The 26130-nt window shown below is 65.8% G+C and carries 23 protein-coding genes and 1 pseudogene; 3 read left to right on the top strand and 21 right to left on the bottom strand.

Annotated elements, in window-relative coordinates:
- Positions 1 to 2: 2 nt before the first annotated feature.
- From LRS09_RS05375 to LRS09_RS05355, 5 genes are all read right to left on the bottom strand, one after another.
- Positions 3 to 833: an enoyl-CoA hydratase family protein gene (locus tag LRS09_RS05375; RefSeq protein WP_374684809.1), complete on the bottom strand. Its 831-nt coding sequence runs from the start codon at positions 831 to 833 to the stop codon at positions 3 to 5.
- 14 nt (positions 834 to 847) lie between these two features.
- Positions 848 to 1624 carry an SDR family NAD(P)-dependent oxidoreductase gene (locus LRS09_RS05370; protein WP_257804746.1) on the bottom strand — a complete coding sequence of 259 codons (777 nt, stop codon included), beginning with the start codon at positions 1622 to 1624 and terminating at the stop codon, positions 848 to 850.
- The gene (locus LRS09_RS05365) at positions 1621 to 3948 is read right to left on the bottom strand and encodes a bifunctional salicylyl-CoA 5-hydroxylase/oxidoreductase (protein ID WP_257804744.1); all 2328 of its coding nucleotides are present in this window, start codon (positions 3946 to 3948) and stop codon (positions 1621 to 1623) included. The genes LRS09_RS05370 and LRS09_RS05365 overlap by 4 nt, the downstream gene beginning before the upstream one ends.
- Before the next feature lie 169 nt (positions 3949 to 4117).
- Positions 4118 to 4582 carry a MarR family winged helix-turn-helix transcriptional regulator gene (locus tag LRS09_RS05360; RefSeq protein WP_257804743.1) on the bottom strand — a complete coding sequence of 155 codons (465 nt, stop codon included), beginning with the start codon at positions 4580 to 4582 and terminating at the stop codon, positions 4118 to 4120.
- Between the two features lie 150 nt (positions 4583 to 4732).
- The gene (locus LRS09_RS05355) at positions 4733 to 6352 is read right to left on the bottom strand and encodes an AMP-binding protein (protein ID WP_257804741.1); all 1620 of its coding nucleotides are present in this window, start codon (positions 6350 to 6352) and stop codon (positions 4733 to 4735) included.
- Between the two features lie 167 nt (positions 6353 to 6519).
- Here LRS09_RS05355 and LRS09_RS05350 point away from each other — a divergent pair, with 167 nt between their 5' ends.
- Entirely contained in the window at positions 6520 to 7419 is a 900-nt protein-coding gene (locus LRS09_RS05350; RefSeq protein ID WP_374684808.1) for an alpha/beta hydrolase, read from the top strand.
- Between the two features lie 221 nt (positions 7420 to 7640).
- On the opposite strand, the gene LRS09_RS05345 is transcribed toward LRS09_RS05350, so the two are convergent.
- The 3 genes from LRS09_RS05345 to LRS09_RS05335 all read right to left on the bottom strand — a co-directional run bounded on the left by LRS09_RS05345 (position 7641) and on the right by LRS09_RS05335 (position 10136).
- On the bottom strand, positions 7641 to 8735 hold the full coding sequence (locus LRS09_RS05345) for an MFS transporter (protein ID WP_257810128.1): 1095 nt from the start codon (positions 8733 to 8735) through the stop codon (positions 7641 to 7643).
- A 62-nt stretch (positions 8736 to 8797) separates the two neighbouring features.
- Positions 8798 to 9376, bottom strand: a complete 579-nt coding sequence (locus LRS09_RS05340) for a hypothetical protein (RefSeq protein WP_257804737.1) — start codon at positions 9374 to 9376, stop codon at positions 8798 to 8800.
- The gene (locus LRS09_RS05335) at positions 9306 to 10136 is read right to left on the bottom strand and encodes a hypothetical protein (RefSeq protein ID WP_257804735.1); all 831 of its coding nucleotides are present in this window, start codon (positions 10134 to 10136) and stop codon (positions 9306 to 9308) included. Before LRS09_RS05335 ends, LRS09_RS05340 begins: the two co-directional genes overlap by 71 nt.
- A 535-nt stretch (positions 10137 to 10671) precedes the next feature.
- On the opposite strand from LRS09_RS05335, the gene LRS09_RS05330 reads away from it, so the two are divergent.
- Both LRS09_RS05330 and LRS09_RS05325 read left to right on the top strand, forming a co-directional pair.
- Positions 10672 to 11139 (top strand): ATP-binding protein, encoded by a 468-nt coding sequence (locus tag LRS09_RS05330; RefSeq protein WP_257804734.1) that lies wholly within the window; start codon positions 10672 to 10674, stop codon positions 11137 to 11139.
- 15 nt (positions 11140 to 11154) lie between these two features.
- A complete protein-coding gene (locus LRS09_RS05325; protein WP_257804732.1) occupies positions 11155 to 11331 on the top strand; it encodes a hypothetical protein in 177 nt (58 codons plus the stop codon).
- A 22-nt stretch (positions 11332 to 11353) separates the two neighbouring features.
- On the opposite strand, the gene LRS09_RS05320 is transcribed toward LRS09_RS05325, so the two are convergent.
- The 13 genes and pseudogenes from LRS09_RS05320 to LRS09_RS05260 all read right to left on the bottom strand — a co-directional run bounded on the left by LRS09_RS05320 (position 11354) and on the right by LRS09_RS05260 (position 26021).
- The gene (locus LRS09_RS05320; RefSeq protein ID WP_257804730.1) at positions 11354 to 12856 is read right to left on the bottom strand and encodes an aldehyde dehydrogenase; all 1503 of its coding nucleotides are present in this window, start codon (positions 12854 to 12856) and stop codon (positions 11354 to 11356) included.
- Entirely contained in the window at positions 12853 to 13344 is a 492-nt protein-coding gene (locus tag LRS09_RS05315) for a (2Fe-2S)-binding protein (protein ID WP_257804729.1), read from the bottom strand. Before LRS09_RS05315 ends, LRS09_RS05320 begins: the two co-directional genes overlap by 4 nt.
- On the bottom strand, positions 13341 to 16502 hold the full coding sequence (locus tag LRS09_RS05310; RefSeq protein ID WP_257804726.1) for a molybdopterin cofactor-binding domain-containing protein: 3162 nt from the start codon (positions 16500 to 16502) through the stop codon (positions 13341 to 13343). The genes LRS09_RS05315 and LRS09_RS05310 overlap by 4 nt, the downstream gene beginning before the upstream one ends.
- A pseudogene (locus LRS09_RS05305) lies at positions 16499 to 17364 on the bottom strand (aromatic ring-hydroxylating dioxygenase subunit alpha). The gene LRS09_RS05310 and the pseudogene LRS09_RS05305 overlap by 4 nt, the downstream one beginning before the upstream one ends.
- Before the next feature lie 16 nt (positions 17365 to 17380).
- Positions 17381 to 18763, bottom strand: coding sequence for an amidohydrolase (locus LRS09_RS05300; protein WP_257804725.1), 1383 nt, complete (start codon positions 18761 to 18763; stop codon positions 17381 to 17383).
- 43 nt (positions 18764 to 18806) lie between these two features.
- Positions 18807 to 20372 carry a GMC family oxidoreductase gene (locus tag LRS09_RS05295; RefSeq protein ID WP_257804723.1) on the bottom strand — a complete coding sequence of 522 codons (1566 nt, stop codon included), beginning with the start codon at positions 20370 to 20372 and terminating at the stop codon, positions 18807 to 18809.
- A gap of 7 nt (positions 20373 to 20379) precedes the next feature.
- Positions 20380 to 20988: a thiamine pyrophosphate-dependent enzyme gene (locus LRS09_RS05290; protein ID WP_085466544.1), complete on the bottom strand. Its 609-nt coding sequence runs from the start codon at positions 20986 to 20988 to the stop codon at positions 20380 to 20382.
- Positions 20985 to 21485, bottom strand: coding sequence for a thiamine pyrophosphate-binding protein (locus LRS09_RS05285; RefSeq protein WP_085466543.1), 501 nt, complete (start codon positions 21483 to 21485; stop codon positions 20985 to 20987). The genes LRS09_RS05290 and LRS09_RS05285 overlap by 4 nt, the downstream gene beginning before the upstream one ends.
- A 92-nt stretch (positions 21486 to 21577) precedes the next feature.
- Positions 21578 to 22498 (bottom strand): LysR family transcriptional regulator, encoded by a 921-nt coding sequence (locus LRS09_RS05280; protein WP_257804718.1) that lies wholly within the window; start codon positions 22496 to 22498, stop codon positions 21578 to 21580.
- A 50-nt stretch (positions 22499 to 22548) separates the two neighbouring features.
- Positions 22549 to 24348: an adenine deaminase C-terminal domain-containing protein gene (locus LRS09_RS05275; protein WP_257804716.1), complete on the bottom strand. Its 1800-nt coding sequence runs from the start codon at positions 24346 to 24348 to the stop codon at positions 22549 to 22551.
- A 52-nt stretch (positions 24349 to 24400) separates the two neighbouring features.
- The gene (locus tag LRS09_RS05270; RefSeq protein WP_257804715.1) at positions 24401 to 25033 is read right to left on the bottom strand and encodes a glutathione S-transferase family protein; all 633 of its coding nucleotides are present in this window, start codon (positions 25031 to 25033) and stop codon (positions 24401 to 24403) included.
- Positions 25033 to 25752 carry a Rieske (2Fe-2S) protein gene (locus LRS09_RS05265; RefSeq protein WP_257804713.1) on the bottom strand — a complete coding sequence of 240 codons (720 nt, stop codon included), beginning with the start codon at positions 25750 to 25752 and terminating at the stop codon, positions 25033 to 25035. The genes LRS09_RS05270 and LRS09_RS05265 overlap by 1 nt, the downstream gene beginning before the upstream one ends.
- Positions 25749 to 26021 (bottom strand): hypothetical protein, encoded by a 273-nt coding sequence (locus LRS09_RS05260; protein ID WP_257804711.1) that lies wholly within the window; start codon positions 26019 to 26021, stop codon positions 25749 to 25751. Before LRS09_RS05260 ends, LRS09_RS05265 begins: the two co-directional genes overlap by 4 nt.
- Positions 26022 to 26130: the final 109 nt, after the last annotated feature.

Here is a 26130-nt window from a genome sequence, read left to right as displayed (position 1 = left end):
GTCTAGTATCCCTCGAAAACGGGCTTGGCCTTGGCAGCGAAAGCCTCGAAGGCGCGGCGGAAGTCGCCGGTGGCCATGCAGATCGCCTGTGCCTGCGCCTCCGACTCGATGAGCTGGTCGATGCCCATGGCCCATTCCTGGTCCAGCATCTTCTTCGTCATCGCGTGGGCGAACCACGGGCCGTCGGCGAGATTGCGCGCGAATGCCTGTGCCGCGCTAAGGAGGGAGGCACGGTCGTGCAGCGCGTTGTAGAAGCCCCAGGCATGGCCTTCGGCAGCCGTCATGACGCGGCCGGTGAACAACAGCTCAGCTGCCCGGCCCTGGCCGATGATGCGCGGAAGGATGCCGCAGGCGCCCATATCGGCGCCGGCGAGGCCGACACGCGTGAACAGAAAGGCAGTCTTTGCCTCCGGCGTGGCGATGCGATGGTCCGAGGCCATGGCGAGAATGGCGCCTGCGCCGGCGCAGATTCCGTCGACGGCAGCGATGATCGGCTGCGGGCAAGCGCGCATCTGGCGCACGAGGTCGCCGGTCATGCGCGTGAAGTCGATCAGGTCAGGCATCGACATCCTGGTGAGCGGCTCGATGATGTCGAAGACGTCGCCGCCAGAGGAGAAATTGTTCTCCGCGCCCGTCAGCACCACCACCCGGACGTCGTCGGCGCGGCCAAGCGCCCGGAACAGGTCGGTCAGTTCCTCGTAGCTCTCGAACGTGAGCGGGTTCTTCTTTTCTGGACGGTTTAGCGTAATGGTGGCGACGCGGCCATCACCGTCGGTTTCGAGCAGGAAGTGCTTCGGCCGGTGGCCCCGAAAAGGCCGTTTCTTATCTTGCATCGGGTTGCTCACCGTCATCCTCCCAGAATTTCTCCGCCCGCGACGGCAATTGCCTGGCCGGTGATCGCGGTCGCGTTTTCCGACGTGAGCCAGAGCACCGCGTCGGCGACTTCCCGCGGCGTGACCAGCCGTCCCTGCGGGTTGGCACGGGTGAGGCTCGTTCGAGCCTCTGCCGCCGTGCGGCCCGTCGCGCCGATGATGGTCTCAACCGCATTGTCAAGCAGTGGCGTGTCGGTGAAGCCGGGGCATACCGCATTGACGGTGACGTCGCTGCGGGCCAGTTCCAGCGCCAGCGCGCGCGTCAGCCCGACGACGCCATGCTTGGCCGCGCAATAAGCGGAGACATAAGGATAGCCGGTGAGGCCCGCCGTGCTTGCCACGTTGACGATGCGCCCCCCGCCGGCGCGTCTCACCGAGGCGATCGCTGCATGCGTGACCAGATAGACACCGGTGAGATTGATGGCGATCACCCGGCTCCACAATGCGGGGTCCGTCTTGTCAAAGGGCGCGGAAGGCGCTTCGCCCGCGCAGTTGACCAGAACGGCAATGTCGCCGAAGCGATTCACGGCCGAGGCGACACCCGCCTCGACGAGCGACGCGTTGCACACGTCGAAGCCGTCGAGGACCAGCGCTTCGCCGCCGGCGGCAACGATCTCTGCCTGCACGGCTTTGAGCGGCGCCTCGCGTCGGCCGGCGAGGCTGACGCGGAGGCCCCTGGCGGCCAGCGCCAGCGCGATGGCCTTGCCGATGCCGCTGCCGGCGCCGGTAACCAGAGCGTGGCGCGTTGTCATGGTTTGCCCACGACGGCGGGAGCTGCAGCGCGCGCCAGATTGTTCACATATTGCGCGCGAGCCGAATGATACTGCTTCGGCCAAGGCTGCTCGGCATATCCGATCCTGGCTGCTTCGTGCATGACGAAGAACGGGTCGGCGAGATGCGGACGGGCGACGGCGCAGAGATCTGCCCGGCCGGCGGCGATGATCGAATTAGCATGGTCCGCCTCCGAAATGGCGCCGACCGCGATCGTGGGCACCTGGAGCTCGTTGCGGATCTTGTCCGAAAAGGGCGTCTGGAACAGCCGTCCGTAGACCGGCTGTTCTTCCTTCACCACCTGGCCGGAGGAGCAGTCGATCATATCGGCGCCAGCGTCCTTGAACATCTGCGCGAAGATGGCCGCGTCGTCCGGCGTGTTGCCGCCTTCGTACCAGTCATGAGCGGAGAGACGGACGGACATCGGCCGGTCCTGCGGCCAGACAGCACGAACGGCACGGAACACTTCCAGCGGATACCGGGCGCGGTTCTCGTGGCTGCCGCCATATTCGTCGTCGCGCAGATTGGTAAGCGGCGAGAGGAAGCTGGACAGAAGATAGCCATGCGCGGCGTGCAGTTCGAGCATGTCAAAGCCGATGTCGCGCGCGCGTTCCGCCGCAGCGATGAAATCGTCCAGCACTCGGTCCATGTCGTCGCGCGTCATGGCGCGCGGAACGACGGACGTCTTCAGATAGGGCAGTGCGGATGCGGAGATCAGAGGCCAGCCGCCGTGTTCCAGCGGCTGGTCGATGCCTTCCCAGGCGACCTTGGTGGCACCCTTGCGACCGGCATGGCCGAGCTGCAGGCCGATCCTAGCCGGCGTCTGTGTATGGATGAAATCCACAAGACGCCTGAAGGCGGCGACCTGGGTGTCATTCCACAGGCCCAGGCAGCCCGGCGTGATACGCGCGTCGGGCGACACGCAGGTCATTTCGGGAAAGACAAGTGCCGCGCCGCCCATGGCCCGGGAGCCGAGATGAACCAGGTGAAAATCATCGGGCACGCCGTCCGTTGCCGAATACATCGCCATCGGCGAGACGACGATGCGGTTCTTCAACGTCAGGCCCCTGATCCGGAAGGGCGTGAACATCGGCGACGGCACGGCTCCGTTCGGTGCCGGGTCGACTCCGGCGCGCGCCGCGAACCAGCGCTCGTATCCTTCGAGCCAGTCCCTATCGCGAAGGCGCAGGTTTTCGTGGCTGATGCGCTGGGAGCGCGTCAGCATCGAATACATGAACTGTTCGGGCTCGAGCGTGTCGGCGTAACGGGTGCCGACGACCTCAAACCATTCCATCGCGTTTCGCGCGGCGTTCTGGATGCGCGCAACGTCGACGCGCCGAATTTCCTCATAGGCCGCCAGCACGGCCGGAATGCTCGCTCTGTCGTGGCCGACCAGATCGAACTGCCGCGTCAGCTCAATGGCATCATCGATGGCGAGCTTGGTGCCGGAACCGATCGCGAAATGGGCAGTGTGCGCGCTGTCGCCCATAAGGACGACGTGACTGCTGCCGTTGAAGTGGCTCCACTTCTCGCAGATCAGGCGCCCGAAATTCAGCCAGGCCGAGCCGCGCAGATGCTGTGCGTTCGTCATCAGGCGGTGGCCGTCCAGCGTCTCGGCGAACAGATTCTCGCAGAACGCGACGGACTGTTCCTGGTCCATCTTGTCGATCCCATGCGCCTTGAACACCTCGTCGGTGGTCTCGACGATGAAGGTCGATGTCGTGTCGTCGAAGCGATAGATGTGCGCCTGGAACCAGCCATGCTCGGTGCGGCGGAAATCGAAGGTGAAGGCGTCGAAGCGCTTGTGCGTGCCGAGCCAGATGTAGCGGTTCGGCCGCATCAGCATGTCCGGCTTGAAGACGTCGGCATATTTCGCGCGGATGCGCGAATTGACACCGTCGGACGAAATGACGAGGTCGGCGTCCGCGAACTCTTCGTCATCCTGCACGTCGCGTTCGAACACCAGTTCGACACCGAGCTCGATGCAGCGTTCCTGGAGGATGTTCAGCATCTTCTTACGGCCGATGCCGACGAAGCCATGGCCGGTGGTGCGGATCCTGCGCCCCTTGAACACCAACTCGATGTCGTCCCAATGGTTGAAGGCGCTTTCGATCGCCTGCGCCGTCTGCGGATCCCACTGCCGCATCGACTGCATGGTCGCGTCGGAAAACACGACGCCCCAGCCGAAGGTATCGAATGGACGGTTGCGCTCGACCACCGTGACGTGGTGCTCGGGGTGCCGCTTCTTCATCAGCAGCGCGAAATAGAGCCCGGCCGGTCCGCCACCGATGCAAACAATGCGCATGCCGTCCTCCGCCGCGTTCATCGCCGGACCGAAGTCCAGCTTGATCACTCAGGCACAATGGATCAGCCGAAAAAAAACTTCAAGCTTAAAATAATTGGCGGCAGGTACCGATGCGTGGATGTTCGAACATGTGGCAGGTCCGACTACGGCCGACAGTCCGGAATGCGGTTCAGTTCCGCGCCAGCGCTGCGACGACGGAGCTCTTGAGCTTGCCTAGTCTGTCGAAGAGCATTTCGCTGTCCCGTGCGGCCAGATCACCAAAAAGCTCGGCGATCCAATCGCCGTGCGCGGCCGCCATCTTCTTGAACTCGGCGCGGCCGAAAGGGGTCAGCGCAATGATCTGGACGCGTCTGTCGGCCGGCGAGACGGTGCGGCTCACATGCCCGCTTTCGGCGAGCCGCTCGACCAGGGCCGTCATGTTGCCGGGCGACACCATCATGCGCTTGGAAAGTTCGCCGAGCACCATGCCGGCCTTGGCGCGTTCGAGCTGTGCCATGAGATCGAAACGCGGCAGCGTGCAGTCGAACTGCTCGCGCAGGCGGCGTCGGATTTCGGTCTCGACCAGCGTCGAGCAGGTCAACAGCCTGAGCCACAGGCGCAATTCCTGACCGTGGTCGGCCGGCGCCTCCAGCATTTTGTTTCGCCGTCTATCCAGTCCGGCGAGATTGTCTTGATAGTGCTGTCCCGGCTCACGACGAGAGTTCACTCCTGGCCAGTGTGGCGATGCGCATCGCAGCCTTGTAGTGCCGGCCGGCGATCATGAACAGGCTTGCCAACCTCGCGCTCACACTTCCGCGGCGAGACGGAAACGCTGGATCTTGCCGGTCTGCGTCTTCGGAAGGGAATCGGCAAACTTGATGGAGCGGGGATACTTGTAGGGTGCGATCGTCGCCTTGACGTGATCCTGCAGCCGCTTGATCGTCTGCGCGTCACGTTCCACGCCTTCGGCCGGCACGACATGAGCTTCCACGATCTGGCCGCGTTCGGAGTCGGGGACGCCGATGACCGCACATTCGGCGACATCCGGGTGCGACAGCAGTGCTGCCTCCACCTCCGGTCCGGCGATATTGTAGCCGGCGCTGACGATCATATCGTCCGAGCGCGCGGCGAAATGGAAGAAGCCGTCCTCGTCCTGAAAGAAGCTGTCGCCGGTGAGATTCCAGCCCTTGCGCACATAGTCGCGCTGGCGTTCGTCTGCCATGTAGCGGCAACCGATCGGTCCGCGCACCGCCAGCCTTCCGATCGTGCCTCGCGGCACTTCATTCATGTTCTCGTCCACGATGATCGCCTGGTAGCCGCCGACCGGCTTGCCGGTGCATGCGGGCTTGCAGTCTTCGAGACGGTTGGAAATGAAGATGTGCAACATTTCTGTCGCGCCGATCCCGTCGAGGATCGGCTTGCCCGTCTTGCGGGTCCACTCCTCGAAGACCGGTCCGGGCAGGGTCTCGCCGGCCGACACGGCGATACGCAGCGAGGAGAGATCCGCTCCGCCATCCATTGCCTTCAGCATCGCCTTATAGGCCGTAGGCGCGGTAAAGGAGATGGTGGCGCGGTAGTTCTCGATGATCGAGATCATGTTCGGCGGCGTCGCCTGCTCCAGCAATGTTGCCGCCGCCCCGAAACGAAGCGGGAAGATCGCCAGGCCGCCCAGGCCAAAGGTGAAGGCGAGCGGCGGCGAGCCGACGAAGATATCCTCAGGCGTGACCTTGAGCACTTCCTTCGCATAGGCGTCCGCGATGATGAGGAGGTCGCGGTGAAAATGCATCGTGGCCTTGGGCACGCCCGTCGTGCCGGAGGTGAAGCCGAGAAGTGCAACGTCATCGCGTCCCGTGCTCACCGGAGCGAATCTTACAGGCTTGTCGAGGGCCGCGCGGTCGAGTTCTGCGTCGTGGTTGGCGGTGCCGTCGAAACCGACCACCCGCCTCAGGAAGGCGCTGTCCTTCGCGCAGGCGAGCATCTCGTCCATCAGGCGGGTGTCGCACAGCGCCAGGGATATCTCGGCCTTGTCGACGATCTGCGCCAGTTCCCCCGCGCGGAGCAGGGGCATGGTGTTGACCACCACTGCGCCGGCCTTGGTCGCAGCGAGCCAGCAGGCGACCATCGCCGGATTGTTGGCCGATCGTATGAGCACCCGGTTGCCGGGTTTCACGCCATAGTCCTCTACCAGCGTATGCGCGATGCGGCTTGTCCAGTCGGAGAGCTCCTTATAGGTGCGCCGCCGTCCGTTGCCGATCAGAGCCGTGCGGTCGCCGAAACCCTTTTCGACCATCCGGTCGGTCAGCTCGACCGCCGCGTTCATCTGTTCGGGATAGTCGAAGCCGTCGAGCAGGAAATCCGGCCATTGGTCCTGGGGCGGGAGATTGTCCCGCGCAAAGGTGTCGATGTGTGCAGATCGCCCGAGCATTTGTTCTCCGTAAGCCCACGGCCGCGCGAACCAGCAGCGTCCGTTGATGCGTGGCCGTTCTACCTCGATCGAGGCGCGGCTCTTTCGCACGCGTTGTGTCCGCGCCAGTTGTTCCACTCGCCATGGAAGCTCTCACGGGGTCGAATTTATTTCAAGCATAAAGTTTTTTGGATACCTCTGTTGACGCCGACGGGGATGTCCGGCCATTGCTATTGCATGTAGCCGATAGGGAGGGGCCCTTGCTCGAACGCCGTGTCCAGGATTGGGACAACGCTTACGCCAACTCGGCCAACATCGCCGGAAGCGAGCGGTGGCCCGCGGCGTGGTTCGAAGCTGCGCAGTCGTTCCGTGACCGACTTGCTGCGGAGGGGCGCGCCAGATTGGACATTGCCTATGGCAGCGCCACCCGGCATCGGCTCGATCTCTTCCTGCCGAAAGGCCGGCCGGCGGGGCTCGTGGTTTTCGTTCACGGGGGCTACTGGATGGCGTTCGACCAGCGCGCCTGGTCACACCTCGCCGCCGGATCGGTGGATGCCGGCTATGCCGTGGCGATGCCCACTTACACGCTGTGCCCGGAGGCGCGAATTGCCGACATCGTCGGCGAGGTGGCGGCAGCCATCGGCAAGGCGGCGGAACTCGTCGAGGGGCCGCTCGCACTGACGGGCCATTCGGCCGGAGGACATCTCGTCAGCCGCATGATTTCATCACCGTCGCCTCTTGCGGATGCGGTTCGCGCGCGCATTCGCAACGTCGTTTCCATTTCCGGCCTGCACGATCTGCGCCCGCTCATGAGAACGGGGATGAACGCGAAGCTGCGCATCGACGAGGCGGAAGCCCTGGCCGAAAGTCCGGCGCTGCTGCGGCCCATGGCCGATGCGCGGATCACCTGCTGGGTCGGCGGCGGGGAGCGACAGGAGTTTCTTCGCCAGTCGGCCCTGCTTGCCAATATATGGACCGGACTTGGCGCGACCACCGCGGAAGTGGTCGAGCCGGATCGCCATCACTTCAGCGTCGTCGACGGGCTGACGAGCGCCGACCACCCGCTGACGAGGACGCTTCTAAGCTGAAAAGACGGTCCACCTGCTCCGAGAATCCAAATCCCCGACCTATCGGTTGATTAACCGGAGAGGCGACACAGGCCATTGAATGCGAGTTGGTTTCCGCCTTTCATGTCCCTGACGCCGGGGCCGTACAGGCGCTTCCCATCGATGCGCACGGATCGCAATCTGACGACCGGCTTATGAAGGCAGTGTCGCCAACCTCGACCAACCCAACGTGTGTTCGACCGTCATATCTGGTCCCGCCGCTGCAGCAGCATGAAGCCCGCGAAGATGGCGCAGGCGGTGGCGGCGAAGAAGGCGAGGCCGTGGCGTGATGTCTCCATGGCGAGGCCGGCCGCAAGCGGGCCGATCAGGGCGCCGAAGCCCCACATCAGGCCCATCGCGGCATAGATGCCGATCAGCTCTGTCCCCTTGAAGCGGCTGCCGACCATGGTGAGCATGATCGTATAGATGCCGACGAAGGCTCCGCCCCAGACGAACAGCAGGACATAGGTCGCGAGCGGGCTCTTCAGCGCCAGCGGCCAGACCAGCGCGCCAAGGGCCGCGACGGTCGCAAGGGCAAGGACGAGCCTTGTCCGGTCCATCTTGTCGCCCAGCCAGCCGATCGGCAGCTGCAGCAGTATCGCGCCGATCATCATGCACGACATCAGCCTGCTCGCGTCGCCTTCGGGCCAGCCGAGATTGATGGCGTAGATGGCGAGGAACGACAGGCCCGCCGTCTCGATCGCGGCATTCAGTACGGTCGCGGCGATCGCGACGGGCGCCAGGCGCATGAAGCGCAGCGGATTGCCGCCCGCGGGGCCATCAAACGCGGGCGCCGTCACTTTCGGCAGGGCGATGAAGGTCGCCGCCACCAAGGCGATGGCCGCGCCCACCAGATAGGGCGCATAGCCGGAGAGGCCGACCGCAGTGAGGATCAGCGGCCCGAGCGCGAAGCCGATCGAGAGGGCGGCCGTATAGGCTGCCATCGCCCGCGCGCGGGTCTCTTCGGTGCTCAGGCTGTTGGTCCAGGCCTCCGACAGCACGAAAAGGATCTCCGATGCCATGCCGAGGGCGAGGCGGAGCACGAACCAGAGCCAGATCACGGGAACCACCGGAAAGGCTGCGAGCACGGTAGCCGCGGTGACCAGCGCGAGGATCGCTAAACGCCGTATGCCGAAGAAGGCGACGATCCGCGGCAGGATCATCGCCGTCACCAACACGCCGACCGCGTGCATGGCGGCGTTGGCGCCGATCATCGTTTCGCTCAGACCACGGGCCGACAGGTCGAGCGCGATCAGCGCGGCACTCAGGCTGTAGGTCAGGCCGAACATCGCCGCCATGGCGATCACGGCCGCACGGGAGAAGAGGTTCGAGGCAGGCGCCTCAGGTGCGAGAAGGGTGCTCACGCGGTGTGCGCCTTGCTGTTCGAGGCTTGAGGTGGGCGGATGCGCCGAAGGAAGCGCAACAGGCGCTGCCCCCATGGCACCTCACGCCGCTCGACGATCCGCGCCATGGTGCGCGCATAGTCGAGCACCATGCCCGGCGTCCATGTCATGGAGGCAGCCCGGTTGCGGATCATGGTGGCGATCCAGAGATCCGGATTGATCAGCAGGCCGGCGAGGCGCAGCCACGGATTGCGGCTTCCCAGCGCACCTTCCAGCGCCGCGTCGAGCGCTGCGGCGACGACGACCGAGCAGTTCCGGTTGGTCAGGTTGTAGGTGCTGTCCTGACGGTAGCCGATCCAGAATGCCCGCAGCCGGCGCGGGTTGAAGTTGCGGAACTCCACATGGGCATCCGCCGGGCACCACCAGTCCTGCTCGTATCCGTAGGAGGGCAGAAACCGGCCGGGCAGGTCGTTGTCGGCGGTACCGCGCAGCGACTGGATGAAGTCGCGGCCGGAGCGTTCGACTTCATTGGCCGGATAGTGGCTGATATAGACGTCCGGCAGCATCTCCAGTGCCGAATGGCCGGTGGAGATCACGCCGTTGCCGTCCACCGCCGCGATGTAGCGGTCGATGAGGAGCCGCCGCTCCGGCTCGTAGGCCGAGCCCACCGGTGTCCAGACATGGACGATCATCGGATTCTCGACCTTCACGACGTCGCCCGTGTCGATCAGCACCGGTGCATTGTCGTACCCAGCCGCGCCCGCCGAATATCGGCAGGAGCAGGATCGCCGCCTCGCTCTCCAGCGTGCGGAACATCAGCGATACGCGCACCAGAAGCCATCCCGTCAGCGCCATCAGCAGGCTAATGCAGAAGGGAATGTCACGGTTGTCGGGCAGCGGCCAATCGGTGAGTATGAGGACGGCCACCAGCAGTTCTGCGATGCCGATCGCGACGGTCGTCCTCCAGCCGGAAAAGCGCACAAGGTTGGCGGTGGCGATGCGGCCCAGCCCGTCGAGGGCGAAGGTGAGGCTGAACAGCACGACGAGCGCGATGTCCGTCTTGAAAGGAAATCCCAGGATCAGGCAGCCGAGCACGATCAGCCCCGCCGCCTTGGCCAGGGCAAGGTTGCGCAGGCGACCTTCCGCCCCGCCGCCCAGCACTCCCAGCAGGGTAAGTACGCCGTTGACGACAAACACTCCGCCCATCGTCTCTTGCGTGACTGCGGTCACACCATCCACGGCGTCGATGGCTAGCAATGCCGCCAGCGCCATGAAGAGGCCGCCGAGAATGGCAAGCACATACCACCGCGCGCGAAACGCCTCGGGGCCGACAAGCAGGAAGGCCAGTTTGAGCATCGCTCCGTCAGACGACTCCGCGGGCGCATCGTGGATTGCCGCCGCGCGAGAATGCGCATGACTCACTGCCTACCCTCAAGGAAAGTAACAACAGCATTTCCATGCTGGTAAACCCCGTCACGCTTGCCGGTCACAGCCTAGGTGCGACCTCAAACCGGGTCTGATCAAGCTTCAGATGCATGGCTGCGGACGGCACCAGCAGCCAGTCGGTCAGGGGACTTGCGTTCCGAAGCGCTGGCAGGAATGGAGTCCACGTTGCGTGGCGTCCTGAGTTTTTGGTCGCCTCACCCTGCTCGGTGGTGACTTCGTACGGCCGTTCGGGTTTTCATATTCGGCGGAGAGTTCTTCGATCTAGGCCCGCGCCTCGATCAGCCCCTCAGCCGCCGTGCGGCGTGCCTCGTGTCGACGTACAGGGGAGTTGCTGGCTTGCTTGATGGTTCGTTCATCATGAAGCGTGATAATCGTCTGCCCGTTGTGCACACAAGGTGCCGCTGGGATGGCTGGCGGACCACAAGAGACTCCGGAGCACAAAAGAATGGCATGCCGTGACAGCGGCTTTGAGGGTAGGACGGATACGCTTAGCTTAGCCGCCCGGCTCGACGAAGTCGGGCGTGCGACTGCCTGGCTGGAAGAGCTTTCCGAGCGCGAGGGCTGGCCGCAGCGAACCCGCTTTGCCCTCCAGCTCAGCCTGGAAGAGGCTCTGACGAACGTGATCATGTACGGTTTTACCGAGCAGACGCCTTCGCCGATCCTTTCAGTCGACTGCTCCAGGCGGCCGGACATGATCCTGCTGCGGATCGCAGACAACGGAGCGCCGTTCGATCCGACGTTGCTCGAAGAAAAACCGTTGCCATCGTCCATCGAAAGCGCGGTCATCGGCGGGCACGGCATCCGCTTGATGCGGCGCATGCTGGACGAATTCTCTTATCGTCGGGTCGGGGACCTCAACCAACTGTCGCTTGGCTCCCGACTCGACGGCGAAGACCAGCCTTTGCCTGCATAAGTGAAGAACATTGTCATGAACATCAGCAAGGAAGAGTTTCCGGACCATGTTCTCGTGCAGGTGGTGGGTCGGCTCGACGCGATCCATGCGAAGAGCTTCGAGACCTACCACCCCGGTCGATCGACCGGCAGCCCCAAACATTGGCTGTGTGGGCGGCGAGAGAACTGTCTGCGCAGCGCGATGCGCGCTTAACCGACTTGTGACCTGACTGCCCTCAGATCAATGCGCAGACCGTCTTGGTCTCGAGATAGTTTTCCAGGCCCGGCGCGCCGTTCTCGTAGCCCCAGCCGGATTGCTTGTGGCCGCCCTTGGGCAGCTCCGGCGAGAAGTAGGAGTGGCAGTTGATCCACACCGTGCCGGCGCGGATACGGGCGGCGGTGCGGTGCGCGGCGGACAGGTCGCGTGTCCAGACGCTGGACGCCAGGCCGTAGGGAGAGTCGTTGGCGTAAGCGAGCGCCTCGTCGATGTCGTCGAAGGGCGTGACCGCGACCACGGGTCCGAAAATCTCCTCGCGCATCATGCGCATGCCCGCACTTACGCCAGTCAGCACCGTCGGCGCGTAGAAGGCCTGCTCGCGGACGCCACCCGCGACGACCTCGGCGCCCGCCTCCTGCCCTTCCGCGACATAGGCCGCGACCCGCTCAGCCTGCCGGCTGCTGATCAACGGGCCGAGGTCCGTCTCGGCATCGAGGCCGTGGCCGAGGCGCAGCTTCGCGGCTTCTGCCGCCAGTCCTGCGGTGAGCTCGTCGCAGATCGAGCGATGCGCATAGACGCGGGAGCCGGCGACGCAGACCTGGCCGGCATTGGCGAAGATGCCGCGCGCGACGCCGGGTATTGCAAGGTCCATCTCGGCGTCCGGCAGGACGATGGCAGGAGACTTGCCGCCGAGCTCCAGCGTCAGCTTCTTCAGGTTTCCGGTGGCGGCGGTGACGATCAGCTTGCCGACCTCCGTCGAGCCGGTGAAGGCGACCTTGTCGACGTCCTTGTGCGCGGCGAGGGCGGCTCCGACGGTCTCGCCGAGGCCGGTGACGATGTTGACGACGCCCGCGGGCAGCCCGGCCTCGATCAGCAGTTCACCGAGCCGCAACGCGGTCAGCGATGTCTCCTCCGCCGGCTTCAGGACGACCGTGCAGCCGGCGGCCAACGCCGGGGCGAGCTTCATGGCGGCCATCAGCAGCGGCGAGTTCCATGGCGTGATCGCCGCGACGACGCCGATCGGCTCGCGCGTGGTGTAGGCGAAGATCTTGCGGCCGGCCGGCTGGTGCGCGATCGAGGTGGGGATCGTCGTGCCGAGGATTTTCGTCGCGAATCCGGCGAAGTAGCGGAACTGCTCGGCTGACGCCGGGATTTCGCCGAAGCGCGCGGTCTTCAGCGATTTGCCCTGGTCCAGCACCTCCAGTTCCGACAGCTCGTCGGCATGGCGCTCGATCAGCTCGGCCACGCGCCACAAGAGCTTGCCGCGCGCCGACGGGGTCATACTGCGCCACGTATCGCTTTCGAAGGCTTTCCTTGCAGCGGCGACGGCGTCGTCGACGTCCGAAACGGTGCCTCGGGCAAGCTGTGCCAACAAGTGGCCGGTTGCGGGATCATAGGTGTCCAGCAGGCCCGCATCGGAGGCGTCCCGCCATTCACCGGCGATCAGGTGCTGTTTTCGCGCCCGCGACAGGAAGGCGTGCGCTTCCGCGCCGGGCTGAGGAGTGCGGACGAGGATGGTCATTGCCTGTCTCCGGTCGGGCTGCGCGCCCTGCGCAGCGCCTCGGCGGCGGCGAGCGCGCCGCGGAGGATTGAATGATAGCCGGTGCAGCGGCAGATGTTGCCCTCGAGAGCGGCGCGGATCTCAGTCTCGCCGGCCTGCGGACTCTCACGCAGCAGCGCCGTCAGGGTCATGGAGAAGCCGGGGGCACAATAGCCGCATTGGAAGGCGTTCTCCACCGCGAGCTCGGCACGGACCGTGCGGGCTTCGGGCAACGCGTCGAGGCCCTCCGGCGTGACGACGTCGCGGCCGTCGAGCTGCCAGAGCATGAGCAGGCAGGAATTGGCCGGCTGGCCGTCTAGCAACACCATGCAACTGCCGCAGCGACCGATGCCGCAGGCTTTCTTGGCGGCGGTCAGGCCGAGGTCGTCGCGCAGCAGGTCGATCAGTCGCCTGTCCGCTGAAGCCGAGACCTGTCGTGCTTCGCCATTGAGCCGGAAAGCCACGTTCATGCCGCAGCTCCGGCAACGTCCAGCAGCCGCTCCGGATTGAACGGGGTGGTCTCGGGCCAGAAGCCGGTCGCGTCGGCTACGGCATTGGCGATCGCCGGCGTCACGGCGCCGATGCCGAGTTCGCCGGCGCCGCGTGGCCCGAAGGTGTCGCCCGGATCGAGCCCTTCGAGCGCGAAGCTGGCGAGTGTGCGGGGCACATCGGCTATGCCGGGCAGCATGTAGGTGTCGAGGTTCGCGGTGACGAAGCGGCCGTCCTGCATCAGTGCGTCCTCGCTCAGCGTGAAGCCGAGGCCCTGCACGCCGCCGCCCTCGATCTGGCCGAGATAGGCAGCGAGGTCGAGCATCGGGCCTGCCGCCGTGTGCTGGTGCAGGTCGAGCACGTGCACCTGACCGGTGATGCGGCTCACCGCGACGCGCGCCAGCGTCGCGCCGAAGGCGAAGATCAGCCGTGCATTTCCGTCGACGTAATCCGACTTCGGGAATTCGAAGCTTGTCTCGACGAAGGGCAGGGACCCCTCGGGCACCGATCGCGCGATCTCGGCGAAGGTGAGGAGAATCTCGCCGCTGTTCGAGCCGCGCTCGGCCACGCCGCCCGGCGCGATCGCAAGCGTGTCCGCGTCTCGGCCGAGCAGCTTGCCGGCGGCCGTGCGGATCGCTGCGCCGAAGGCGGGCGCGGTGCTTTCGGCCACCCGCCACGCGACATAGGTGCCGCGGCTCGCTGTCGTCGAACCGGATTCCGGCGCGCGGCCGGTGTCGCCGATGATGGGACGGACGTCCTCGCGCCCGCAGCCGAGCGCTGCGGCGACCGCGCCCTTGACGGAGGTCAGCAGGCCCTGGCCCATCTCGTCCAGCCCGTAGAGCGCCTCGACCGCGCCGTCCGGTGCAAGCCTCAGCGCGCCGCCGCCCGGATCGGGCGGCAGCGTGCCCAGCCCGTTGCCCTGGTAGTTCATCGCCATCCCGATGCCGATCAGTTCTGCCCCGTCGTCCGACAGCCCGCGCGGCTGCTGCCAGATCGGATCGGCCTCAGCCGCCTGCAACATCTCGAGCAATCGCTCAGAGGGAGCGACCTTCTGGCCGAGGTAGCCGCGTGAACCCGGCCGGCGCATGTTGCGCCGGCGGATCTCGAACCGGTCGAGACCGCTCAGGGCAGCGAGCCGGTCCATCTGGCACTCGATCGCGTAGCTCATCTGGTTGGCGCCAAAACCGCGAAACGCGCCGCAGACGCCATTGTTGGTGTAGGCGAGACGCCCCTCGGTGTGCACGTTCGGCACCAGATAGGGGCCGCAGGCGTGTTCGAGCGCCGTCTCCATCACGCCCGGACCGAGCGATGCATAGGCACCCGCATCGGCCAGCAGGTCCACCTCCTGAGCGACCAGCAGGCCGTCGGCATCGCAGGCCGTCCGCATGCGGATGCGCATCGGATTGCGCTTTGTGCCGGCCAGAACCGACTCCGCGCGATCGAGCTGGATGCGCACCGACCGGCCGGTCTTCAGCGCCAGGATGGCGAGGGCCGGCTGCACGGTCAGCTCGTCTTTGCCGCCGAACGCGCCTCCCGTCGGGCTGGTCACGACCCTGATCCTCTCCTCCGGCATTCCGAGAATGCGGGAGAGCTGCATTCTGTCGCGGCTGCCGTGCTGGCCGCCGGCGCAGACGGTCAGCGTCCCGTCCTCCTCCACCTTCGCGAAGCCGCCTTCGGTCTCCATGAAGCCGTGCATCTGGCGCGGCGTGACGTAGGTCGCTTCCACGACATGGGCCGCGCGCCGGAAGGCCTCGGCAGTGTCCCCGCGCTTCAGTTCCAGCCGCCTTTGCAGATTGCCTGTCGGATGGACCTGTTCTGCACCGGCAAGCAGCGCTGCCTGCGGATCGGATACGATGGGCAGAAGCTCGTATCGGACGTCGATGAGGTCGAGCGCCCGCGCGGCCGTCTCCGCATCCTCGGCCGCGACGGCGGCGACTGCGTCGCCTGCGTAGCGCACCTTATCGAAGCAAAGCGCCGGCTGGTCCTGCACCACGATCCCGAACGCGTTCGATCCGGCGACATCGATATGTGTGACAACCGCGGCGACGCCTGGCAGCGCCTCAGCCCTGGAAGTGTCGATCGACAGGATGCGCGCATGGGGGACGCCGGCCCGCAGGATGCGCGCCACCAGCATACCCGGCTCGCGCCGGTCGGTCAGATATTCGAGACGGCCGGCGATCTTCGGCGGTCCGTCCGGCCGGACGTGCCAGCGTGCCCCCGCCGTGTCGCGCCGGAGACGGATCTCGCCACTGAGCGGTTCGGCTTGTGTGGTGACTGCCCCCGGCCTTGCCTGTCCGCTGTCGGGAAGAGAGCCACCCAGGCCATGGACAAGCGCGTTCGCGGCCACACGCCTGCGGTAGCGCGCCGAGCGGAAAGCGTCATCAGGTGCAACGATCTCCTGCGTGATCTTCTCGCGGAGCCCGTTCCAGTCGACGCAGGCGAGCTCCGAGCCCGTCAGCCTTGTTTCCACGCCACGAAGACGCGCCGGCTCCACCACGCCGCTGCCGACCGCGAGCCGCGCCGACGTGATCCTTCCGTCCGCGAAGCAGAGTTTCCCTGCGACGCTGATCACGCCCGGAGTGAAGGCGGCGCGCAGGCCGATCTTGCGATGCGTCCATAGGCTTCCGCTTGCGGGGAGGGGAACCACGATTGCCGTGACGATTTGGGGCTCGTGCGCCTGCCGCGATAGCCAGTTCGTGAGAGGAAGCGTCACTTCGCCGGAGCCGCCCGACACGATGACCTCGGCATCGAGAGCGAGGAGCGCGGGCAGGAGGCAGCCGGTTCGTCCGGCGACATTGCCGCCGATGGTCGCGAGAGTGCGCACGCTCGGGCCGGCCGTGGAGCGGATGGCTGCGTGGAGCAGCGGCAGCGCCGAGGCGATGGTGGGATCCCGTTCCAGCGCGCCGAGGGTGGTGAGGGTGCCGATGCGGACTGTTCCTGCCGTCGTCGAAACGCCTCCGAGGCCGGAAATCCGGTCGAGCGCGACCAGCATGCGCGGCTGCGCGATGCCCTTTGCCCAGTCGAGTTGCAGCGCGGTGCCGCCGGCGAAGAGGCGCGCGTCGGGCTCGGTCGCCATCTCCAGCGCTTCCGCGAGCGTCGCCGGCCGCAGCACGCGTATTCCATGCGCCGCAGTGGTCATGCCGCTCCCATGGTCGTGCCGAAGCGGATACCCTTCTCCTTTAGCCAGCGCCTGTAGGCGACGGAGGAGGAGTCGGCCCGCGTGGGGATTTCCGCGCGCGGCTCGAGCGGCAGAAGCAGCGGGCGCTGGTTCTCCACGATGATCCGGTCCTGCAGGAAGATCACCTGCTCGAAATTCAGCAGCGCCGTATGGGTGGAGGTCTTGTCCACCAGATACATCACCGGCTGCGCCCGGCAGAGGTCCTCCTCCATCGGCTGGATGAAGAGCGCGATGGCGTCGAGCCTGTCGGGTGCGGTCGGGCACACTCGGTAGAGCATGACCACGAAGGGCGTCGGGACCCGGTAGGTCAGGTGGACGAAATCGCCGTTCGATTCGGTGGCGGCGATGCGCGGCTGGAAGAAGGTGCAGTTGGTCGCCCACACCTCGTCCACATCGCGGCGGATCTCGCTCAGATACTGCGGCACTTCCGTGTGCGGCTCGGAGCCGAGAATATCGGTGTGGACGAAAGGGAAATGCGCCATGTCGAGGAAATTCTCGACCACCCGCAGGCCCGATGCACGCATCTTCACCCAGCCGCAGGGATGAAGCGGCGGTCGGTCTCCAGAGCTTCCGCGATGTCGAAAATGTCCCGGTTGGGATGGCCGAGCGTCGTCCAGACGCAGCCGTAGCGCTCCTGCGCGGGCAGCGCCGGCCCGCGCGCGCCGTCATCCAGGATCTCGCGCACGACCGGCCTGCCTTCCCCGTCGCGCCGAAGCTCGATGTCCTGGCCGAGCAGCCGCGTCTTCAGTGGCGCGGCGGTCAGGTCGGTTGAGGTCTCGACTGCGTACCACTCGTCCAGCGCGGCCCTGTCCGTCGTCTTCATGATCGGGGTCTCCGTGTCACGATGCCTTCGTCCACTGCATCGTGCCTTCCGCATTCTGCGCCAGCCACGCGGCTCTGCGGGCGAAGAGGCCGGGCGCGACACGATGGATTTCGGCGATGATGTCCTTCAGGTCGGCGGTTTTCAGCTGGCCGTCCTCGACCAGGATCTTCCCGTCCACCATGGTCAGCGTCACGTCGCCGCCGCGCACCGCGTGGACGAGGTTGTGTTGGAGGTTGAAGTAGGGTCCGTCGGCAAAGAACGGCGTCATGCGCGGGGTGTCTGCGCGCACGGCTATGATGTCCGCGCGCTTGCCCGGCTCGATCGATCCGATCTCGTGGTCCAGCCCGATCGCTTTCGCGCCGGTGATCGTCGCCATTCTCAGCACGTCCCAGCTATCCATCGCGGCGGCGTCGAGGTCCTTCAGCTTGCCGACAAGCGAGGCAACCTTCATCTCCTCGAACATGTCGAAATTGTTGTTCTCCTTCTCGCCGTCGGTGCCGATGCCGACGGGCACGCCCGCGGCCAGCATTTCGCCGACGCGGGCGATGCCGCTGGCGAGTTTCATGTTCGAGACCGGATTGTGCGCGACCGAGACCGGATACTTCGCGATCAGGTCGATTTCGCTGGAATCCAGCCAGACGCCGTGGGCGATCATAGCGCGCGGGGTCTCGAAGAACCCCAGCTCTTCCAGCGCGAACATCGGTCGTTTGCCGTAGCGCTTATGGAACTCGGCCAGCTCGATCTCGGCTTCGCTGCAATGGGTGTGAAAGCCGGTGCCGTGCTTTTTCGCCAGCTCGATCGCGCGCCGCTGGCCGGCCTCGTCGGCGTAGAACAGATGCTCCAGCCCGACCCAGACATTGACCCTGCCGTCCGCCTTGCGATGCCAGGCCTCGATCAGGGCCTCGTTCATGTCGAGCGTGTCGAAGTAATCGTAGTCCGGATGCTCCCCGACGTATGGAACGGCGACCAGCCGGTTGCCGACTGCCTCTGCTGCCCTGGCGCTACCGTCCATGAAACGCCACATGTCGACGACCGTGGTTGTGCCGCCCAGAACGGACTCGGCATAACAGAGCCACGAGGCGGCCTCCGCTTCGTGCGGCTGCAGCATGCGGTGCATGGGGTTGATGTGCAGCGTCAGCCAGTCCCACACCGGCAAATGCTCAGCCGTGCCGCGCAGGAAGCCGGAATGGGCGTGCGCGTTGACCAGCCCCGGCATCAGGACGGCATTGGCCACCTTCTTGACCGCTACTTCGGGGCTGGCAGCGCTCAGTTCAGCCAGCGTGCCCACGGCGGCGATGTGGCCGTCCTCGATCAAGACGGCGCCGTCCGCCAGCGTCGTGTTTGCCGCATCCATGGTCAGAAGCGCTTCGCCGGCGAGGATAAGTGCTCCAGTCATCATCGGCCGTTCTCCTGCGTCGACATGCGGGTTGGAAACGCAAGTGTCATACCAATCCCATCGTGAAATCCGCCGCACGCTCGCCGATCATGGTCGTGGGCGCATGGGTGTTGCAGCTCGGTATGACCGGCATGACCGAGGCGTCCGCGACCATCAGCCCTTCGAGACCGTGCACGTTCAGCCGGCTGTCGACGACGGCTTCATCGTCCTCGCCCATGCGGCAGGTGCCGCAGACGTGGAAGAAGGTGGAGCAGGCGTTGCGCAGGAAAGCCACGGTCTCGCTGCGGGTCAGCCGGCTGTCGGGCGCAGCGAAGCCGCCGAAGAGATCGGCATTGGCATCCGCCGTGGCCATCTCGATCGTCATCTCGACCGCGGTGATCATAGCGTCGACGTCTTCGGGCTCGGCGAGGAAGTTGGGCTGGATCTCCAGCGCGCCGCCGGGCTTGGCCTCCAGAAGTTTGAGATAGCCGACGCTCTTCGAGCGCATGAGGCCAGCGCCGAAGGAGAATACGTGGCCTGACGTGTCGTATCGTGCGCGTATGGCCGGTTCCGCGCTGTTGCCCTGCACGGGAAACGCATGGATGTCCGCCTGCGGCAGGCCGGCGCGCGATTTCCAGTTCACCATCGAGCCGCCGCCATTGCCGGTCACGGGTCCGAGCGGGTGCTTGGCCCGGAAGACGCAGGCCTGCGCCAGCGGATGGTCCTGCAGATTCCGGCCGACGCCCGGCAGCGGGTGCGCGACAGTTATGTCCAACCGCGCCAGCTCGGCGGGATCGCCGATGCCGGACAGCATCAGCAGGCGTGGCGTGTCGATCGCGCCGAGCGCGAGGATGATCTTCTGGTGCGCGCGGGTCTCGCGAACGGCTCCGTCGATGACGTGGCGCACCGCGACGCAGCGGCCGTTTTCGAGCACCAGCCCGACGGCCAGCGACCTGGTCAGCACGGTGAGGTTCAACCGGTCGAAGATCGGCTGGAGATAGCCGCGTGCTGAACTCCAGCGCCTGCCGCCGGAGATGTTGAAGTTGGCGCGCGCAGCCCCCTCGTTGTCGGGACCGTTGGGATCGTCGATCACCGGGATGCCGAGCGAGGCCGCGCCGTCGATCAGCGCCTGAGCGACGGGATGGGTGTCGGGCGCGCGTTCGATGTGCAGCGGCCCGCCCGCGCCGCGCCATTCGCTCGCGCCGTCTTCCCAGTCCTCGCTGCGGCGGAAATAGGGCAGGCAGTCGGCGAAGCTCCACCCCTTGGCGCCGGCTTCTTCCCATGCGTCGTAGTCGAGCGGATGGCCGCGATACCACATCATCGCATTGGTAGCGGACGATCCGCCCAGCACCTTGCCGCGCGGGATGCCGATGGTGCGGCCGTTGACGCGGGGCGTCGGCGCATAGTCGTAGCCCCAGTCATAGGCGCTGCGCCCGAGCGGAACCCATTTCGCCGGGTCCTCGATTGCATCGACGCCGATGCCGGGTGGCCCGGCCTCTATCAGCAGCACGTCCGCGCCGGCATCGACCAGCCGCCGCGTCACCGCACAGCCGCCCGAGCCGGAGCCGATCACGACATAGTCGTAGCCGGCCTTCAGGGCACGGACGGGGAGGTTGGCGGCTTGGGAGGACATCGGCCCGTCAGTTATGCTCGCTCGGCCCCATGATGACGATCCCTTCCGTTGCCTCGACGTGGCGCACGAAGATGTATTTGTCCTCGCGGCCGTCCGAGTGCTTGCGCTTGATGTCGGGCTGGACGGTGCCTGCGACTTTGGCGACGACGACATAGGGAACGTCGGCCTTGAGGCCAGCCTCGCAATGGGCTTCGAATTCTTCCAGCGTGCGCGCGGTGTAGGCGTTCTCGACGCCCGCGCCGCGTGCGATTGCGGCGATGTCGACGCGTCCGAAGGCGGTGTGCGTCGGTGGGCCGCCGATCGACTGGTAGCATTCGTTGTCCCAGACGACGACGAACAGGTTCTTCGGCTGTTCGTTGCCAAGCGTGGCCAGAATGCCGAGGTTGAACATCATGCCACCATCTGTATCGAGCGAGACGATGCGGCGGTGCGGCAGGCCGGCGGCGAGGCCGAAGGCCTGCGGAGTGACGCAGCCGAGCTGCTGCTGGAACAGGCTGGCCTCGCGCATATGCGGCGCGGCGTTGTACCACTCGTCCACCGATGCGCCGAGCGACAGGATCACCAGCTCGTCCTTGAGCCGCGCGGCGAGGAGCTTCATGCAGTCGTAGCGTTTCATCGGACGACGCTCCCGCCAAGCGCGATGGCCGAGTGATAGTAGGCGTTGTAGGACCAGTTGTAGGCGTCGACGATCGACTGTTCGATCTGGTCTTCCTCGCGCACGACCCGATAAGGGATGCGCAGCGCGTTCAGCACCGGCTCCATCGTGATGCCGTGCGGGATCGCCCACCAATTGTTCTCGCCGAGTTCGCCGCGATAGCTCATCAGCATGACCACCGGGATGCCGGCACCCAGCCCCATGCGCGCCAGCGGTTCGACCGAGGCGCGCAGGCCGGAGTTCTCCATCACCAGCGCCGCGCGTTTGCCGGACAGGAAGACGCCGCCGCAGATCGCAGCGCCTTCGCCCTCATTGGTCACGCGGATGGTGCGGATGTCAGGGTCGGCGTCCAGCGCCGGATAGAGTTCCTTGAACAGCGAATCCGGCAGGTAGCAGACGATGCTGACCCCCGCTTTCTTCAGGCCCCTGATGACCGCTTCGACGGCGCTCTGCTTCATGTGACGTCTCCGTGAGACTGCAATTTCGCAGACTGGAGTTGTTCCAGATAGTGCATCATTTTGCGCTGTGATGATGCGGAAAACGCAACAACTCAGTCGCCAAGGACTTCGATGGCACGGGCGAGCAGGTTGGCGAAGGCGGATGCCGCCTCGGACATCTCGCGTTCGGTGCGCGTCAGCAGCATCAGCCGCCGCGGCGGTAGCTTGGCGTCGTTGATCGGCAGGAAGATCAGGCTGCCTTCGGCAAGCTCGTTCTCGACCCCGATGCGCGTCTGCAGCGCGACGCCGAGGTTCATGCGCGCGAGCTCGACCATCAGGGCGATCGAATTGGTCCGCGAGCGGCGCGTCAGGTCGATGATCGAGCGGTTGATCGCATCGTCCACGGAAAGGCCGAGCGCCAGGCTCGCATCCGACAGGATGACCTGCTCGCCGGAAAGGTCGAACAGTTTCAGGTTCTTGCGGCCGGCGAAGCGGCTTTCGGGAGAGGCAATCACGCCGAGCGGCAGGGCCGTGGCGGCGATCCGCCGTACATTGCGCGGTACGCGCACGTCGAACGCCAATGCGATGTCGCATTCGCCCTCCGCCACCGCGTCACAGGCCTGCTGCGAGCCGGCGACGCGGATGTCCACCGTGATCAGCGGATGGCGCGCCCAGAACGTCTTCAGCGCCTCGGTCATCAGGCCGCGCGCCGCGCTCTCCACGACGGTCACCGACACCGCGCCGCGGTTCAGCCCGCGCAGGTCGTTGATCTCCGACCAGGCGCGCGTCAGCTCGGTGTTGCTCTGCCGTGCGTGGTAGAGCAACAGTTCGCCGGCGCTGGTGAGCTTGAGGCGTTGGCGCACGCGCTCGAAGAGGGGCGTTCCGATCTCGTCCTCGAGACCCTTGATGACCCGGCTGATCGAGGACGGCGCGACGTTCAGTACCTGCGCAGTCTGGCGCACCGAGCCGAGCCGCGCCACGAGCTGGAAGTAGTGGATGCGCGGCGAGACGAGGCCCGAGCGGAAGAGGTCCACTAGAGCAAGATCCCGAAAGGCAGGCGCCGGTTCGCCAAGACGGCCATGTCCTATGCGTCCTCGAACAACGGTGCGATCTCCATCTGTGGCACCAGCACCAGTCCCTTGTCGGTGATGCGGATCTCGGGGATCACCGAAAGCGGAATCAGGTTGAAGCCCATATACGGGATCGAGCAGCCGGCAGCCTCCCATTCCTTCTTCAGCAGTTTCATCTCCTCGGCCACCTCGGTCACTCGCTTGTCGGACAGGAGGCCGGCGATCGGCAACTCGACCATGGCGCTCACCTTGCCGTCGACAACGACGCAGACGCCGCCCTGCGTCTCTTGGATCGCGCGCAGCGCGACCTGCATGTCGGCCTCGTTGACGCCGGCGATGATGATGTTGTGGCTGTCATGGCCGACCGAGGAGGCGACCGCGCCGCGCCCGAGCGCGAAGTTGCTGAGCAGCCCGTGCGCGACATTGCCGTCCGACTTGCCGTGCCGCTCCACCACCGTGACGAAACAGAGTCCGTGGCGGTCGAAATGGCCCTGCCAGTCGTTGGCGGGTTCGAGCCGGATCTTCTCGTGGCCGAGGGTAATGCCCGGCAGCTCGGTCCGGATCGCGTTGACGGTTACGGGCTCCGTCGGCAGCTCAGGCGTCAGCTTCAATCCCTCGGGCAGCTTGACCGTGTGGTAGGCCGCTTCGGGATAGCGATAGCGTGTGGACAGTTCGTGATCGAGCAGCGGCGTGATCTTCCCGCCCTCGACCACCAGTTCGCCGCCATACCAGGTGTTGACCGGCTTCATGGCGTCGTCGAGGAGCACGAGGTCGGCGCGGCGGCCACCGCCCAGACCACCGATCTCGCCTTCCGCCCCGAAGCGGGTCGCGCCGTGCAGCGAGCCCATACTCCAGGCCTTTTCCGGGCTCATGCCGGCCTTGATCGCCTCGCGCACCACCCAGTCGAGACCGAACAGGAGCAGGTCGTCGGCATCGCGGTCGTCGGTGCAGACGGCGATGCGCTTGTGCGAGGCACCGAGTTCGGTGATCGTCCTGATCGCCTGCGGCAGGCTGTGCCATGGCGTCGTCGGCGGGCCACCGCGCAGGAAGAGCCAGATGCCGGCTTCCAGCATGTCGTCGGCGATCTCGCGGTCGATCGCCTCATGCGTGTCCGTCACGCCGGACGCGGCATAGGCCGAAACGAATTCGCGGCCGTAAACATGGCCGGAGACGGGCCGTCCGCGCTGCAGCGCTGCGGCCAGGATCGCATGGCTGCGTTCGTCGCCCATGGCGACCTGGACGAAGTCCATCTTCTCGCCGAGTGCTACCGCCTCCGGCCATTTGTCGAACAGCGCGCCGATCTTGTCCGGGGTCAGGTCCCCGCCGGCCGTCTCGAGCTGCGGCGAGGTTGCGGGAACCGTGCTCGGTACGGTGAGGAAGATCGACAGAGGCGCCTCGCGCGCGTCTTCCAGCATAGCCTCCACACCGGCGACGTCCATGACGTTGCCGATCTCGTGGCTGTCGCAAAAGATCGTCGTGGTGCCGTTCAGAAGTGCCGCTTCCGCGTAGGCGCAGGCGGTGACCATGCTCGATTCGATATGGATGTGCGGGTCGACGAGGCCGGGCGCGATGATGCCGCCTTTGGCGTCATAGCGTTTTGCCGAGCCCTTGTGGCTGCCTGCCGGCTTGACCGCCGCGATGCGGCCGCCGGCAATCCAGACCTCGCGCTCGGGCAGGATGCGTTCGGAATAGGTCGAGAGCACGCGTGCCCCGCCGATCACGAGATCAGGCTCGGCCGAGCCCATGGCGACCGCCGCCAGCCGGCGAGTCATGGCCGAGAGAGGCTGGATCGAAAAACGTGTCAGTGAACCCATCTCGAACTCCGTGGTCTGCGCGAAACGCGCCTTGCGGCCTACGAATCGCTTGTCAATGATAGTCGGGAATGCCCGGCATCGTGAGGAAGCCCGGCAGGGCTCGGAAGCGCCGCGCCCAGCGCCGCAGCGCGGGATATTCATCGTGGTCGACGCCAAAATCTCGACTGAGGACGAAGGCCGGGAAGAGCGCGATGTCGGCGACGGTAGGGCCGCTCGTCGCGAACCAATCTGCGCCCGCAAAGCCGCGCGCCGTCATGTGATCATCCATGACGCGCAGCGCCTTGCGCGCACCGGCGCGAAGGGCGGCCTCGTCGCCCGGCGCGTCGAGCAGGGCGTGCGCCCTCGCGGCGACAGCGGCGGAGAGTTCGCCCGCCGAGAAGGTGAGCCACTGCATCACGCGGGCGAAATCCGCGCCCCCGGCGGGCAACCATGTCCGCGCCTCATCCCGTGAAGCAGCGAGGTGCGCCAGGATGGCTTCCGCGCCGAACACTGTGAGATCGCCGTCTTCGAGGATGGGCAGGCTTCCGGCCGGGTTCATGGCCAGGAAGCGCGGCGTCAGATGCTCCTTTCCGGGGAAGGCGTTGACGACGGCTGTCCTGTATTCGAGGCCGAGCATCGAGAGCGCGACCCGAACCTTGTAGCAGTTCTCGTCGAGGTCGTAGTTGTAGAGGGTGAGGACGGACATCAGACGGCCTCCGCGCGGGTGGCCGGGATCGGTGCCGGCCCGTGCTCCAGCGCGTAGCGCACGTCGGTCGTCCAGCCGAGGAAATGCGCCTGTCCCGCGCCGGCATAGGCCGATGCCGGCCCCTCTATCACGACATGCAGCGCGGCGCGGCCGTCGGCGAGGCGCTGGAGCCCCAACAGCAGGTGGTCGTCGCCCGTCGAGATGCGCCACAGGTTCTCGCCGGCGGGCGTCAGGACTGATTTGCCCTGACCCTTGAAGGAAGAAGGGAGATTGGAGCCCACCGCTTCGAGAAGCAGATCCACGTCGCTGTCGACGTAGAGGCTGCGCACCGGCACGGTTTCTCCGGTGCCGGCCGGCGGAGCAGAGCGTGTGGCCTCCGGCTCCGCGTTCGTCCAGATCATCCCGAGGGCCTCGATCGTCGCGAAGACCGGGACGGTGATCGTGGCCGGCACTTCAAGGGCGGGGTGAGCGGGGATGTAGCGGCAGCGGCCGCCGGTGTCGTACTGCCAGCCGTGATAGAGGCAGGCGATATGGTCGCCACGTACGAAGCCGAAGGACAGCTTCATGCCGCGATGCGGGCAGCGATCCTCCCAGACATGCGCGACGCCGCTGTTGTCGCGCCACACCACATATTCCTTCCCGCCGATATGGGTTCCGGCGGAGCTTCCCGGCTCGATGGACGAGGAAAGCGCTACTGGGTGCCAGCCTTGAAAGGTCATCGGTGCCCGTTCTCCATTCTGCCTGCTTGTATAATCGTGCGGCCGCAGTCGAGGACGATGCAGTCCAGCGGACCGAGGCTGCACGCCATCTCGAACGCGTCGATAAGATCCGGCTGTCCCGAGATTTCGACGGCCACGCGGCCGGTATCCGCGCTGGTGACCGAGACGTCCAGGTCGAGGCGCGCCGCGCGCCGGTCGATAAACTCCAGAAAGCTGGGCGGCACGAAGCGACCGGTGAAGGACATCCGCACCGTTTCCGTCACAGCCATCGCTGCGCCCTTCGCTCAACCATGTAGTGCCCAGTTTCTGGCATTTTGCATAATTATTGTGCAGCTTGATTTCTTGTCTAATTAGGCATCAAATTTCGGCTTGTGCAAG

This window comes from Mesorhizobium sp. J428 (assembly GCF_024699925.1).
In the GTDB taxonomy this organism is placed as follows: Bacteria; Pseudomonadota; Alphaproteobacteria; order Rhizobiales; family Rhizobiaceae; genus Mesorhizobium_A.
This window is presented reverse-complemented; position numbering and strand designations above follow the sequence as displayed.